Below are 13,008 nucleotides of genomic sequence, written 5' to 3' on the forward strand. Positions count from 1 at the left end.
TCGTCGGGGAGGCGAGGGGGCGCGCGTGTCCGCGCCCCCTCGTTCCACTACTGGATGGAGGTGGTCCGCAGGTACTGCAGCGAACCGTTCGCCATCGGGGTGAAGCCGTCGACGGTCGAGGCCGTCGCGGTGTAGGTGTAGCTGGTGAACAGCCAGATCCAGGCGGCGTTGTCCTCGAGGTTCTCGGAGACCTGCGCGTAGATGTCCTTGCGCTTCTCCGGGTCGGCTGTCTCGCGTCCCTCGGCGAACAGGGCGTCGAGCTCAGGCGAGGAGTACCCTGCGACCTGGTTCAGGTTGCCGGTGCTGGTGAAGTAACGACCGTACATGCCGTCCGGGTCCGGGCGTCCGCCGTTGAGGGCGACCGCGGCGTCGAAGTCGGCCGCGATCCAGCGGTCCACGAACGCGCCGGACTCCAGCACCTCCAGGTCGAGCGTGATGTTCGCATCGGCGAGCTGCGCCTTGAGGTTCTGCGCCTCGTTGACGGAGGTGGCGTACTCGCCCTGCGACACGATCGTCTTGACGGTGACGCCGTCCTCCTTGCCGGCCTTCTTCAGGTACTCGGCCGCCTTGTCGAGGTCGCGCTCCGGGCACGGGCGCGCGTCGGGGTCGGACTTGAAGGCGGGAGAGGTGATCGGACCGGTGACCTCGCCCTCCCCGAGCGCGGCGGTGTCGAGCACCTCCTGGCGGTCGATCGCGCACTGCATCGCGAGGCGCACGTTCACGTCGGCGAGGTCGCCGCGCTGTGCGTTCAGCTGCAGGGCGTGGTAGCTGAGCTGCGGGGTGGTGGCGACCTCGACGTTCGCACCCTCGGCCGTCTGCGCGACGAGCGGGTCGTCGAACACGGCCAGCTGCACGTTGCCGGACTGCATCGCCGACACGATGGACGACTCGTCGGGGATCACGCGGAACTCGACGGTGTCGAGCAGCGCGGTGTCGCCCCAGTAGTCGTCGTTCTTGGCCAGGGTGAGCGACTGGCTCGCCTTCCTGTCCTCCAGCACGAACGGGCCGGTGCCGTTCGGAGTGGTGTTGAGCGCCTCCTCGGTGTCGTCCGACGAGAGCATCGCCATGTTGATCACGGCGAGGTTCGCCGGCAGCGCGGCGTCGGGGGCGCTGAGGGTGAGGGTGACGGTGCTCTCGTCGGTGGCCTCGACCGCGGCCACCGAGGCGAGCGAGCTCGCGGCCACCGCGGCGGTCGCCTCGTCGGCGATGGCGTCGAGCGAGTACTTCACGTCAGCGGAGTCGAACGCGCTGCCGTCCGCGAACGTGACGCCCTCGCGGAGGTGGAGGGTGACCGTCAGGCCGTCCTCGGAGACGTCCCACGACTCGGCGAGACCGGGGACGACGTTGAGCTCCTCGTCGAACTCGGTCAGCGTGCCGTACAGGTTCTGCAGGACGTTGACCGCCTGGAACTGGGTGGCCTTCCACGGGAAGAGCGTGTCGGGATCGCTCGTGACGCCGATGACGAGGTCGCCGCCGGCGGCGCCCGATCCACCGTCGGACGGGTTGGATGCGGGCGCGGAACACCCGGTGATGACGAGCGCCGCGGCGAGGCCCGTGGCGGTGAGGGCGCCGAGGGACGCCCACCGTGCTGTGCTCATGCTGTTTCCTCCTGGCTGGGACCGCGTCGCCCTGGCTCGGATCAGGCGGTGCTGCCTGATGCCCCGCGAACATCGTCGGTCTGGGTAAGTACCAAAAGTACACGAAAGTACCTACGCGTGTAACAGAAGTTCCTCTAGTGTTATGAACACCGATCGGAGACCCCATGCCCCACGATGCCGCCCGCGACGATGCCGGCACCCACCTCGTGCTCGTGCGGATGCGCGCCCTCCGCCCCGAACTCCGTCCGAGCGAACAGCGCATCGCCGACCTGTTCCTCGCCGACCCCGCCGGAACCGCCGGGCTCTCCGTCGCGGAGCTCGCGCACCGCTGCGACACCTCGACCACGTCCGTCGTGCGGTTCTGCAAACGACTCGGGTACGAGCATGTGCGCGAGTTGCGCAACCACGTGCTGCGGGAGGTCGAGCGCGAGACGTTCGACACCGCCGCACTCCCCGCCGTGTCCGGCGACATCGACCGCAACGACACCCTCGCCGACATCGTCGCGAAGGTGTCGCTCGCCGAGACGCTCTCCCTCGCCGACACCGCCAAGGTGCTCGACACCGAGGCGCTCCGCGCCACGGTCGAGGCGATCACCTCCTCGACCCGGGTGGACATCTTCGGCGTGGGCGCGAGCTCCATCGTCGGGCTCGACCTCCAGCGCAAGCTCACCCGGATCGGGCGGACGGCGTTGGAGTGGTCTGACCCGCACGCCGCGTGGACCTCGGCCGCCACCCTCGGGCCGGGGAACGTCGCGATCGCCGTCTCGCACACGGGCGCCACGACCGACACCATCGAGTTCCTCCTGCTCGCCCGGCAGGCGGGCGCGACGACCATCGCCATCACCAACCACGCCGGCTCCCCGCTCGCCGGTCAGGCCGACATCGTGCTGACCACCGCGGCGCGCGAGACGGGCTTCCGCTCCGGGGCCCTGGGCAGCCGGATCGCCCAGCTCATGGTCGTCGACTGCATCTTCATCGGGGTCGCGCAGTCCAACTACGACCGCTCGATGGAGGCCCTCCGCGACACCTTCGCCGCCGTGCATCACGTGCGCGCGGGCGGTGCCTGAGATGAGCGCGAGCCGACTCCGCGTCGGGCTGTTCATGGCGTTCGGCGGCCTCGGCGTGACCGCGGCGTTCGTCCCTGCCGTCCTCCCCTCCGCGGAGCGCACGACGGACGCCGACCTGAGTGCCGCCGTGCCCGTCCTCTTCGCGGGACTCCTCGTGGGGGTGCTGCTGTCGGGTCCGCTCCTCGTGCGACGCGCCCCGCGGACGACGCTCGTGCTGGGCAGCAGCCTGCAGGCGGCCGCCATCGTCGGTGTCGCCCTCGCGACGGATCCGGGCGTCTTCATCGCCTCCGCCGCGCTCGCGGGGCTCGGGTTCGGTCTCGTCGAGGCCGCGGGCTCCGTGGCCGCCAAGGCCGCCAGCACCGAAAGCGCGACCGGGGTGCTGAGCGCCCTGATGGGCACGGTCGCCGTGTGCGCCGCCGTCACACCGCTCGTGGTGGCGCTCGGGGCCGGTTCCCGTCCGGCTCTGGCGCTGCTCGCGACCGTACCCCTGGCGACTGTGGCGGTGCTCGCCGGTGCCACCACTCTCGCCCGTTCGACCGAGCCCCCGGCGCGACGGGACGCCCGCTCCCTGCTCGTCCTCCTCCCCTTCGCGCTGGCTCTGCCGCTCTACGTCGGCGTGGAAACCGTCCTGTCCGGCTGGTCGGCCGTGATCCCGGAGCGGGTGCTCGCTATCGAGCCCGCCGCCGCCGCCCTCGGCACCTCCGCCTTCTGGGCGCTGATGGCCGTCGGCCGCTTCGGCGCCGCCGCGCTCCGGCGCGCGGCGGTTCCGCCGCTCGCGCTGCTGGCGACCGCGACGGGGGCTGCCGCCGTCCTCCTGGTGCTCGCCGGCGTGCTCCTCGGCGATGAGCCGGTCGCAGCGCTGATCATCCTCGCCGTCGTGGTGGTCCTGCTGGCCCCGAGCTACGGACTCATCCTCGGACTCGCGCTCGACCGTCTCGATCCGGTCCGCAGCGCCGCGGTCACCGGGGCGCTCGTGGCCTGCGGCGCGGTCGGCGGCACGTTCGTGCCCACGCTCGTCCTGCTGATCGGGCGCGACCCGGCATCGAGCGTCACGTTCCTCGTGTCCGCCGTGTTGTGCGCGATCATCCCCGTGCTGATGCTCGTGGCGTCGCACTCCGGGCGCGCCGTCCCGGCGTTGCGGTGACCGACTCTTCCTCCCCTATCGAGCCTGCACGCGACCTCTTCACAGATGCCGGAATTCCGACCGGCGCCCGCACGCCGACCACGTATCGTCGAAGTCACACCCGCGCCGAGGAAGGGAGCACCGTGTCCGCGGACACCGTCACGATCATCGTCAGCGCGATCGGCATCGTGCTCACCCTCGGCGCGAGCCTGTTCGCGGCAGGGGCGTGGATGATCCGTCGCATCGACGAGCGTCTCGGCACCGTCGACCACCGGCTCTCCGCCCGCATCGACACCGTCGAAGAGAAGCTCGGCGCCCGCATCGACACCGTCGAGGAGAAGCTCGGCGCCCGCATCGATGCGGTGGCGGCGGACGTCACGGACCTGAAGATCGCCGTCGCCCGGCTCGAAGGGCCCCCGCGACGCCTGCTCGTGTCCGGAAGCTGAGCCTCCCGTCAGCGCAGGACGAGGGCGGCGGCGCCGATCAACGGCCCCTCGTCGCCCAGGCCCGAGCGGACGACGCGGGTGCGACGCGAGTATTCGTGCACGGCGCTGGCGGTGAGAGCCTGCTGGACGAGGTCGATGTAGTCCGCCGACACCTGCGAGAAGCCCCCGCCGATGGCGACGACATCGAGGTCGACGAGGGTGGCGGCATCGGCCAGCGCCTCCCCGACGGCGCGGGCCGAGCGCTCGATCGCCGCACGGGCGACGGCGACACCGGCCGCGGCATCCCGAGCCAGGTCCTCCCCGGTCGCGCCGGACCAGCCCTGCTCCCGCGCCCAGGCGGCACTGGCAGGTCCGGAGGCGATCTCCTCGAGAGTGAGCCCGCCCTCGCGGCGCACCTGGCCGAGGTGCCCGGCGTTGCCGCTCGCCCCGGGCACATACGCACCACCGACGACGAAGCCGCCGCCGACGCCGGTGGACACGACGATCGACAACGAGGCTCCCGCCTGCTGCGTCGCCCCCAGCCACGACTCCGCGAGCGCGAGCGCGCCGCCGTCGTGGCCCAGGACCGCCGGGACGTCCCGTCCGAGTGCGGTCGAGGCCGCACGGGCGACCGCGTCGACGAGGCCGAACCCGCGGGCGAGGGGCATGTTCACCGGCAGGATCTCACCGCGGGTCCGATCCACGGGACCCGCGCTGCCGATCCCGGCGCCGACGAGCTCCGCGTCGGCGGGAAGGGCGGCGAGCGCATGCCGCACGATCGCGTCGACCGCCGCCGTCAACGACGCCGACGTCGCCTCACGGCCGGTGGGCTGCCGGCTGCGGCTGCCGGGGACGAGCGCGCCGTCGTCGGCGACGAGGGCGGCCTCCATCTTCGTGCCGCCCACATCGACGGCCAGCGCGTAGCGGGTCACTGCGGGTCGAGCCCGAGGTCGTCGAGGTCGAACGCCGCGCGCCACTCCAGACCCTCGGCCTCGATGGCGGCCTGCGCGCCGGTCTTGCGGTCGACGATCACCGCGACGGCGACGACCTCCGCGCCTTCTTTGCGGAGCGCCTCGACCGCCTTGAGCGCGGACTGCCCGGTGGTCGAGGTGTCCTCCAGCACGACCACGCGCTTGCCCTTCACGTCGGCGCCCTCGATCTGGCGACCGCGGCCGTGGTCCTTCGGCTCCTTCCGCACGACGAACGCGTCGAGCGGACGGTCGGTGCCGACCGAGGCATGCAGGACGGCGTTCGCGATCGGGTCGGCGCCGAGCGTCAGACCGCCGACGGCGACGACGTCGAGATCGGCGATCAGGTCGAGCATGATGCGGCCGATCGCCGGGGCGGCGCGGTGGTCGAGGGTGAGCTTGCGCATGTCGACGTAGTACGTCGCCTTCTTGCCGCTGGAGAGGGTGAAATCGCCGTGGAACACCGCCTCGTCCGTGATGAGGGCGAGGAGGGTCCGGCGGTCTGCGTCGAGTGCGGTCACGGCATCCAGTGTAGGAGGCACACCCTAGGCTGGACGCATGCGCTTGGCCACCTGGAACGTCAACTCCATCCGCACCCGCGTCACCCGCACCGTCGAGTTCGCCGTCCGTGAAGACATCGACGTGCTCGCGATGCAGGAGGTGAAGTGCAAGCCGGAGCAGTTCCCGTATGCACCGTTCGAGGAGGCCGGCTACCACGTCGAGGTGCACGGCCTGAATCAGTGGAACGGCGTCGCGATCGCGAGCCGACTGCCCGTCACCGACGTGCGCACCGCGTTCGACGGCATGCCCGGGTTCGCGAAGGGCCACGAGGGCCCCGACGCCCCGCAGGAGGCGCGCGCCCTGGGCGTCATGGTCGACGGCGTGCGCGTCTGGAGCCTGTACGTGCCCAACGGCCGCTCGCTCGACGACCCGCACTACGCCTACAAGCTGCACTGGCTCGAGCAACTCAAGCGGTCCACCGCGGCCGAGCTGTCGGCGAACCCCGACCTTCCGCTCGCCCTCGTCGGCGACTTCAACATCATCCCGTTCGACCATGACAACGGCGATCCCGACATCGTGGTCGGCCGCTCCACCCACGTCTCCCCCGCCGAGCGCGACGCGTTCTTCGCGCTGACCGACGCGGGCGTGACCGACGTCGTGCGCCCGCTGCTCCCCGAGGGCTACACCTACTGGGACTACCAGCGGTTGAAGTTCCCGCGCAACGAGGGCATCCGCATCGACTTCATCCTCGGCTCGAAGACGTTCGCCGATGCCGTCACCGGCGCGTCGATCCACCGCAATGAGCGCAAGGGTGAGCAGCCCAGCGATCACGTGCCCGTGGTGGTCGATGTGGACTTCGGCGGCGACGACGCCGACGACGACCTGCCGATGATCTTCTCCTGACCCTTCGACAGGCTCAGGCCCTTCGACAGGCTCAGGGACCCATCGCATGGCAGACTCAGGGACCCATTCCGTGCGGCTGATCGCGACCGACCTCGACGGCACCCTGCTCGATAGCTCGTCCACCGTGTCGCCGCGCACCCGTGCGGCGCTCGATGCCGCGCGGGACGCCGGTGTCGCGGTGGTGCCGGTCACCGCCCGCCAGCCCATCGGCCTTCGCGTGATCGCCGCCGACGCCGGATTCGACGGGTGGGCGCTGTGCGGCAACGGCGCGTACGCGACGCATCTCACCGAGGGCCGCATGCTGTTCGCCGAGGAGCTGCCGCCCGCGACCCTCCGCACCGTCGCCGACGCGCTGCGCGCCAGCGTTCCCGGCCTGCTCTTCGCGAGCGTACGGGAGGGCGGCGAGACGTTCGTCGCGCAGCACGGCTACGCGACGATCGCGCAGCTGTCCGACCACAAGCGCGACCCCGCGACGATGGGCGGCGTCCCGCTGGACGAGGTGCTGGCCGCGCCGACGCTCAAACTCGTGATCCGGCACCCCGAGCTCGCGCCCGCCGCACTCTTCGAGACCCTGCGGTCCCTCGGGCTCACCGGCTTCGAGGCCACGCTGTCCGGCGCCCCGTTCGTCGAGGTCATGGCGCAGGGCGTCACGAAGGCCACGGGACTCGCGCGCCTCTGCACCCACCTCGGCATCGATCGCTCCGACGTCGTGGCGTTCGGAGACGCCCTCAACGATGTCGAGATGCTCCGCTGGGCCGGTCACGGCGTGGCGATGGCGCACGCGGAACCCGTCGTGCAGGAGGCCGCGGACGAGACCACCGCGACCAACGACGAGGACGGCGTGGCCCGCGTGATCGAGCGCCTGCTCGGCTATCGGGCTATCGCCTCTCGGGCGAATACCTGACAAATCGATTCACCCGACACATCGATATTGCGGGCGGAGCATGCGGGTGGTCGTACCCGTCGCGTTCGCCACCGTCTGCACGTTCACCGTCCCCTCCAAGGTTCGAGAACCACCACGTCAGCGTTGTGCCACCGCTACCGCAGAAGTGCGCCGACGAGAGTGAAGATGCCGAAGCCGATGAAGAGTATCCCGACGATGAGCATCCTCATCGGCGTCCTCCCGGGCGGCATCGCGTCATCAGCTAACGGCTCCCCGTACATCCTCTCCACGCCGTGATGGAAGATCTGGGAAACAGACCTGCGGAAGAGCACCAGGGCAAGCCCGATCACGATCAGTATCGGTCCGATCACTGACTCAGCAGACACGTGCAGTCCCGGAAGCGAAGCTCATAGGTGGTGCCATCGGAGAACTGCTAGCCCGCACACGCCGTGTGGCAGCGTCCTCCGCTTCAATTCCGCGATGGACTGAAGCCAACGAAGGTCTCATCACAGAACGGTTCGCGAAGCTCGGACCAGTCGGAGCCCGAGAACCGTCCTGCCCCAGGCAGGAAGACCGCTTCTCCGTCGACGCTACGAACGTGAAGTACACCGTCGTCGTCCACCTCCCAACGCGCATCGCCAGCATCTCCCTCGCTGGCGTCAGCGACACAAAGCCGGGCGTCAGCAGACGTTTCGATGTGCCCCAATGAGATTCCCGACAGTTGGGCAGTTCCGTCCGCGTAGAGCTCGATGGTTGTGTTGGCGGCATCCGGGACGTCTGGGTCCTTCGATCGCTGCCAGCTGATCGGGAACTCGAACTGATCGCCGGGCCCCGGTGTCTTCGTGACAGCAGGAATGACCAAGACCGCGCATATCACCACGAGGAAGATGGCCACCCCCGCCCCCACTACTCCCCACAGCACGGTTTTATTCACTTGCACGCGATCTCTCCACAGTGCTTCAGAATGAAGTTGTAGTACTGAGTACTGGATCGTATTGCACTCGGCGCTCTTCATGTCGCTTCATAGTTCCGACCTTCGCCGTCGTGTCCGTTCGCCCGGTTCTGGTCCGGCCGCGCGTCGACGCGCGGCGGTCGGAGACCGAGGAGCGCCAGGGCGCCGGCTCCCGCCGTGAGCACCGCGATGACGCCGATTCCGACCGCCGGCACCGTCGCCGTCGCCACGGCCCCGGCGACCAACGGGCCACCCGCGTCGCCCAGCTCCCGGCCCAGTTCCGCACTGCCCATCGTGCGTCCCATGCGTTCCGCGGGCGTCGATGCCGCCAAGTGCGAGAACGCCACCGGCGTCGCCAGGCCCACCCCGGCGCCGACCAGCACGCCCGTGACGCACAGCACGATCGGCGTCACCCACAGCGCGGTGAGCCCGATGCCGAGGCCGATCAGGAGCAGCCCGCCGACCGCGCCGAGACGGACGGAGAGCCGGCCGCGGTCGTGCGCCGCGCCGACGAACGGCTGCACGATGCCCGACACGATCGCCAGCACCGCGACGATCGCCATGCTGCCCACCGTGCCGAGCCCGGCCTGTCGCCCGAGCAGCGGGAGGAATCCCACGGCCACGGCGAGCGCACCGGTCGTGGCCGCCAGCACGAGGGTCGGGACGAGGAACCCCGGGGCGAGGAGCTCCCGGCCGAGGTCGACGAGGGTCACCCGCTTCCGGGGCAGCACCGGCACGGCGGGGACGGCGAGGAGCACCCATCCGGCTGCCGCGAGTCCGAGCACGGCGAGGGCCCAGAACAGGGCAGGGATCCCTCCGGCCACCACGAGCACCGCGCCGAGCAGCGGGCCGAGGGCGTAGCCGAGACTCTTCCAGGAGCCGTAGCGCCCGAAGTACCGGCCACGCGACGCCTCGTCCGTCAACCGCGCCACCGCAGCGGACGAGGCCGGCGAGAACGCGGAGGCCGCGGCTCCCTGGCCGAAGCGCGCGATCACGAGACCGAACATGCCGGGGGCCAGAGCTCCGACCATCGAGAACGCGGCGAAGGCCAGCAGCCCGCCGACGATCACCGGCCGCACGCCGACCCGGTCGCTGAGGGCGCCGAAGAGCGGTTTCAGCAACACCTCGGCGAGGTCGTACAGCGCGAGCGTGAAACCGAACGCCAGCAGCGTCCAGCCGATGTCCTCGGTCTCGGCGCCGAGGGCCGCGGCGATGCCGTGCGCGCCGAACGCGGTGGTGAAGCCGGCGAGGTAGAGCGGTGCCAGGCGCGGGCGCGTCGAGGAGGTCACACCTGATCCTGGCAGACGTACCGCCCGCGTCCGTCGCACGGGGGATGCCGCGCGACAGCCCCCGCCCTACGGTGGAGGGATGGCCTTCACCCGGACGCCGACCCTGCGCGACCAGCGCGGCGACCTCCTCCTCGCGCTCGTCCTCTTCGTCGGTGCGATCCTCAGCGCGGCGCTCTCCTCCATCGCCCAGGTCTACGGCGACGAGCAGGCTCCGCTGTGGACCGCGCTCGTCTACGCCGTCGTCGTGGCGGCGCCGCTCGGGTTCCGCCGGCGCTGGCCCGGCACCGTGGCCGTCGTGGTGTCGCTGGCCTACTTCACGGCTGTGACGATCCGGGTACCGGAGATCTACGTCGGCAATATCGCGATGTTCATCGGGCTCTACACGGTCGGCGCCTGGATGAACGATCGCCGGAAGGCCCTCGTCGTCCGCGTCGCCATCATCGTCGGCATGTTCGTGTGGCTCCTCATCACCATGTACCGCGACGCCATCAGCGAGGCGGACAAGGCGGACGTCGTCGCCGGGGCCATGTCGCCCTACGTGGCGTTCATGCTCATCCAGATCCTCCTCAACGCCCTGTACTTCGGCGGTGCCTATTACTTCGGCGAGCGCTCCTGGGCGGCAGCCGAGCAGCGCACCGTGCTGGAAGAGCGCACCCGCGAACTGGAGCGCGAGCGCGAGGTCACGGCCGCGCAGGCAGTGGCCCTCGATCGGGTGCGGATCGCCAGGGAGCTGCACGACGTCGTCGCCCACCACGTGTCGGTGATGGGCGTGCAGGCGGGCGCCGCGCGCCTCGTGCTCGAGAGCGATCCCGCCCAGTCGGCGCGCATCCTCTCCGGGATCGAGTCCTCCGCGCGGGACGCGATCCAGGAGCTGCGCCAGCTGCTGGAGACGCTGCGCACTCCCGGCGGCGATACGACCGAGTCGGCGTCGACCGTCTCCCTCGACGACATCGCGGCGCTCGCGCAGGCATCGACCGAGGCGGGTCTCCCCACCGCGTACACCGTGATCGGCGATCCGGTGCCCGTTCCCTCGCTCGTCGCCGTGAACCTGTACCGGATCGCACAGGAATCGCTGACCAACGCCCGTCGGCACGCCGGACCGGGGGCGACCGCGGACGTGCGCGTGCGCTACGACGACGACGGCGTGGAGGTCGAGGTCGTGAACACCGGCCGCGCCATCGCCCAGCTGCGACCCGGTCTCGGGCAGCTCGGGATGCGCGAGCGCGCGGCGGCCTCCGGCGGCACCGTCGAGGTCACTCCGCGCGTCGCCGGGGGTCTGCGGGTCCGGGCGCGGGTGCCGCTCGGCACGGCCGTGCCGGAGGGCGCACGATGACCGCGCCGATCCGGGTGCTCCTCGTCGACGACCACGCCCTCCTCCGCGCGGGATTCCGCACGATCCTCGACACCCAGCCCGACATCGCCGTCGTGGGCGAGGCCTCGACGGGAGCCGAGGCCGTCGCGCAGGCCGCCGTGCTGCGCCCTGACGTCATCACGATGGACGTGCAGATGCCCGACATGGACGGGATCGAGGCGACGCGCCGCCTCGTCGCCGACCCGTCGGTGGGCGCCGCGATCGCGATCGTGACGACGTTCGACCGCGACGACTATCTCTATCAGGCGCTCGAAGCCGGCGCGAGCGGATTCCTCCTCAAGAACGCGGGCGCCGAGGATCTCATCTCCGCGGTGCGCGCTCTCGCGGCCGGGGACGGTATGCTGGCACCCGAGGTGACCCGCCGCGTCCTCACCCGCTTCGCCGGAGCGACCCCGGAAGCCGGCGCCGCTCCCGCCCGCGCGGTGGCGAAAGCGCCCGCGACGGCCGTGCTCGCGGAGCCGCTGACCGAGCGGGAGGCCGAGGTGCTGACCCTGCTCGCCGACGCCCGCAGCAACGCCGAGATCGCACGTGCGCTGTTCATCGGCGAGGCCACCGTGAAGACCCATGTCTCCCGCATCCTCCAGAAGCTCGGCGCCAGGGACCGCGTGCAGGCCGTCGTGCTCGCGCATCGGATGGGGCTGGCCTGACCGGAGGCGGACCGCCCCGCGATACTCTCGGAGCCATGCCCGCCGCCCCCGCCTCACGTCCGATCGTCGCCGGGATCGTCACGGCGCTGGTCGGGTTCACGAGCTCCTTCGCGGTGGTGCTCACGGGGCTCGACGCCGTGGGCGCGTCGGCGGCGCAGGCGGCCAGCGGACTCCTCGCCGTGAGCCTCGCGATGGGGCTCGCCTGCATCGTGCTGGCCTGGCGCTACCGGATGCCGATCACGGCCGCGTGGTCCACCCCCGGTGCTGCCCTGCTCGTGGCGACCGGCAGCGTCGAGGGCGGCTGGCCCGCCGCCGTCGGAGCCTTCCTCGTGACGGCGTCCCTCATCCTCCTCACGGCGCTCTGGCCCGCGCTTGGCGCCCTGATCGCGCGGATCCCGCCGTCGATCGCGCCGGCCATGCTGGCAGGGGTGCTGCTGCCGCTCTGCCTCGCGCCGATCACCGGGATCGTCGCGAACCCGTGGGGTGTGCTCCCGGTCGTGCTGACCTGGCTGGTCTTCGCCCGTCTGGCTCCCCGGTGGGCTGTGCCGCTGGCCTTCGCCGCCGCGGCCGCGGTCGTCGCTGTGTCGCTGGTCTCCGCCGGGACCCCCGTCGACCCGGCCGTCCTCCTGCCGCGGTTCGAGCTGACGATGCCGGCCTTCACGGTCGGGGCCCTGGTCGGCATCGCGCTGCCGCTGTTCATCGTGACCATGGCGTCGCAGAACGTGCCGGGTATCGCGATCATGCGCAGCTTCGGCTACGAGGTCCCGTGGCGTCCGGCGATGCTCGTGACCGGTCTCGGCACGGCGCTCGGCGCTCCGGCGGGCGGTCATGCGATCAACCTCGCCGCCATCAGCGCGGCCCTCGCCGCGTCCCCCGACGCCGACCCCGACCCCGCCCGGCGCTGGCTCGCCGGTGTCTCGACCGGAGCGTCCTACCTCGTGCTGGGCGCGTTCTCCGCCGCCTTCGCCACGCTCGTCGTGCTCGCCCCGACGGCGGTGATCCCGGCGGTCGCGGGGCTGGCACTGTTCGGCGCCTTCGGCGCGGCCGTCCAGCAGGCGATCGACGACCCCGGTGAGCGGCTCCCCGCGGTCGTCACGTTTCTCGTCGCCGCCTCCGGCATCGCGGTGCTCGGGGTGAGCGCGGCGTTCTGGGCGTTGGTCGCCGGCCTGCTCGTGCGCACGGTGCTGCACGCCGGCCGTCCGCCCCGCGGCTGATCCGTCGCAGTCCCCCCTGTGGGGGATGCCCCGCCCCGCCCGTGCTCAATAGCGTGAAGATCATGC

14 protein-coding genes are annotated in these 13,008 nt (G+C 71.3%); 8 read left to right on the top strand and 6 right to left on the bottom strand.

Annotated features, from left to right (window positions below):
• Nucleotides 1-47: 47 nt before the first annotated feature.
• Nucleotides 48-1,598, bottom strand: coding sequence for an ABC transporter substrate-binding protein (locus tag MICNX66_RS15385; protein ID WP_187662595.1), 1,551 nt, complete (start codon nucleotides 1,596-1,598; stop codon nucleotides 48-50).
• Between the two features lie 164 nt (nucleotides 1,599-1,762).
• Here MICNX66_RS15385 and MICNX66_RS15390 point away from each other — a divergent pair, with 164 nt between their 5' ends.
• From MICNX66_RS15390 to MICNX66_RS15400, 3 genes are all read left to right on the top strand, one after another.
• Nucleotides 1,763-2,665: a MurR/RpiR family transcriptional regulator gene (locus MICNX66_RS15390; protein ID WP_187662596.1), complete on the top strand. Its 903-nt coding sequence runs from the start codon at nucleotides 1,763-1,765 to the stop codon at nucleotides 2,663-2,665.
• Nucleotide 2,666: 1 nt separating this feature from the next.
• Nucleotides 2,667-3,809, top strand: a complete 1,143-nt coding sequence (locus MICNX66_RS15395; protein ID WP_187662597.1) for an MFS transporter — start codon at nucleotides 2,667-2,669, stop codon at nucleotides 3,807-3,809.
• A 122-nt stretch (nucleotides 3,810-3,931) separates the two neighbouring features.
• Entirely contained in the window at nucleotides 3,932-4,234 is a 303-nt protein-coding gene (locus tag MICNX66_RS15400; RefSeq protein ID WP_187662598.1) for a hypothetical protein, read from the top strand.
• An 8-nt stretch (nucleotides 4,235-4,242) separates the two neighbouring features.
• Here the strand turns inward: MICNX66_RS15400 and MICNX66_RS15405 are convergent, their stop codons facing one another.
• Both MICNX66_RS15405 and pyrE read right to left on the bottom strand, forming a co-directional pair.
• Nucleotides 4,243-5,145, bottom strand: a complete 903-nt coding sequence (locus MICNX66_RS15405) for an ROK family protein (protein WP_187662599.1) — start codon at nucleotides 5,143-5,145, stop codon at nucleotides 4,243-4,245.
• On the bottom strand, nucleotides 5,142-5,702 hold the full coding sequence (pyrE, locus tag MICNX66_RS15410) for an orotate phosphoribosyltransferase (RefSeq protein ID WP_187662600.1): 561 nt from the start codon (nucleotides 5,700-5,702) through the stop codon (nucleotides 5,142-5,144). Before pyrE ends, MICNX66_RS15405 begins: the two co-directional genes overlap by 4 nt.
• Nucleotides 5,703-5,739: 37 nt before the next feature.
• Between pyrE and MICNX66_RS15415 the strand changes: the two genes are divergently transcribed.
• Complete coding sequence (locus MICNX66_RS15415) at nucleotides 5,740-6,585, top strand: exodeoxyribonuclease III (RefSeq protein WP_187662601.1); 846 nt, start codon at nucleotides 5,740-5,742, stop codon at nucleotides 6,583-6,585.
• A 46-nt stretch (nucleotides 6,586-6,631) separates the two neighbouring features.
• Nucleotides 6,632-7,489, top strand: a complete 858-nt coding sequence (locus tag MICNX66_RS15420; protein ID WP_187662602.1) for a Cof-type HAD-IIB family hydrolase — start codon at nucleotides 6,632-6,634, stop codon at nucleotides 7,487-7,489.
• A gap of 134 nt (nucleotides 7,490-7,623) precedes the next feature.
• Here the strand turns inward: MICNX66_RS15420 and MICNX66_RS15425 are convergent, their stop codons facing one another.
• From MICNX66_RS15425 to MICNX66_RS15435, 3 genes are all read right to left on the bottom strand, one after another.
• Complete coding sequence (locus MICNX66_RS15425) at nucleotides 7,624-7,854, bottom strand: hypothetical protein (protein WP_187662603.1); 231 nt, start codon at nucleotides 7,852-7,854, stop codon at nucleotides 7,624-7,626.
• An 83-nt stretch (nucleotides 7,855-7,937) separates the two neighbouring features.
• A complete protein-coding gene (locus tag MICNX66_RS15430) occupies nucleotides 7,938-8,483 on the bottom strand; it encodes a hypothetical protein (RefSeq protein ID WP_187662604.1) in 546 nt (181 codons plus the stop codon).
• Nucleotides 8,480-9,709 carry an MFS transporter gene (locus MICNX66_RS15435; protein WP_232089116.1) on the bottom strand — a complete coding sequence of 410 codons (1,230 nt, stop codon included), beginning with the start codon at nucleotides 9,707-9,709 and terminating at the stop codon, nucleotides 8,480-8,482. Before MICNX66_RS15435 ends, MICNX66_RS15430 begins: the two co-directional genes overlap by 4 nt.
• Before the next feature lie 79 nt (nucleotides 9,710-9,788).
• Here MICNX66_RS15435 and MICNX66_RS15440 point away from each other — a divergent pair, with 79 nt between their 5' ends.
• Genes MICNX66_RS15440 through MICNX66_RS15450 form a run of 3 tightly spaced genes read left to right on the top strand, consistent with a single transcriptional unit; the run spans nucleotide 9,789 to nucleotide 12,942 of the window.
• Nucleotides 9,789-11,042: a sensor histidine kinase gene (locus tag MICNX66_RS15440; protein ID WP_187662605.1), complete on the top strand. Its 1,254-nt coding sequence runs from the start codon at nucleotides 9,789-9,791 to the stop codon at nucleotides 11,040-11,042.
• A complete protein-coding gene (locus MICNX66_RS15445) occupies nucleotides 11,039-11,728 on the top strand; it encodes a response regulator (RefSeq protein WP_187662606.1) in 690 nt (229 codons plus the stop codon). Before MICNX66_RS15440 ends, MICNX66_RS15445 begins: the two co-directional genes overlap by 4 nt.
• Nucleotides 11,729-11,763: 35 nt before the next feature.
• Nucleotides 11,764-12,942, top strand: a complete 1,179-nt coding sequence (locus MICNX66_RS15450; protein ID WP_187662607.1) for a benzoate/H(+) symporter BenE family transporter — start codon at nucleotides 11,764-11,766, stop codon at nucleotides 12,940-12,942.
• The last annotated feature ends 66 nt before the right edge of the window (nucleotides 12,943-13,008 follow it).

This window comes from Microbacterium sp. Nx66 (assembly GCF_904066215.1).
GTDB classification, from domain to species: Bacteria; Actinomycetota; Actinomycetes; order Actinomycetales; family Microbacteriaceae; genus Microbacterium; species Microbacterium meiriae.

Coding starts and splice junctions, on each gene's coding strand:
- MICNX66_RS15385 (WP_187662595.1), bottom strand. CDS start 1,598: ATGAGCACAGCACGGTGGGCGTCCCTCGGCGCCCTCACCGCCACGGGC.
- MICNX66_RS15390 (WP_187662596.1), top strand. CDS start 1,763: ATGCCCCACGATGCCGCCCGCGACGATGCCGGCACCCACCTCGTGCTC.
- MICNX66_RS15395 (WP_187662597.1), top strand. CDS start 2,667: ATGAGCGCGAGCCGACTCCGCGTCGGGCTGTTCATGGCGTTCGGCGGC.
- MICNX66_RS15415 (WP_187662601.1), top strand. CDS start 5,740: ATGCGCTTGGCCACCTGGAACGTCAACTCCATCCGCACCCGCGTCACC.
- MICNX66_RS15420 (WP_187662602.1), top strand. CDS start 6,632: ATGGCAGACTCAGGGACCCATTCCGTGCGGCTGATCGCGACCGACCTC.
- MICNX66_RS15430 (WP_187662604.1), bottom strand. CDS start 8,483: ATGAAGAGCGCCGAGTGCAATACGATCCAGTACTCAGTACTACAACTT.
- MICNX66_RS15440 (WP_187662605.1), top strand. CDS start 9,789: ATGGCCTTCACCCGGACGCCGACCCTGCGCGACCAGCGCGGCGACCTC.
- MICNX66_RS15445 (WP_187662606.1), top strand. CDS start 11,039: ATGACCGCGCCGATCCGGGTGCTCCTCGTCGACGACCACGCCCTCCTC.
- MICNX66_RS15450 (WP_187662607.1), top strand. CDS start 11,764: ATGCCCGCCGCCCCCGCCTCACGTCCGATCGTCGCCGGGATCGTCACG.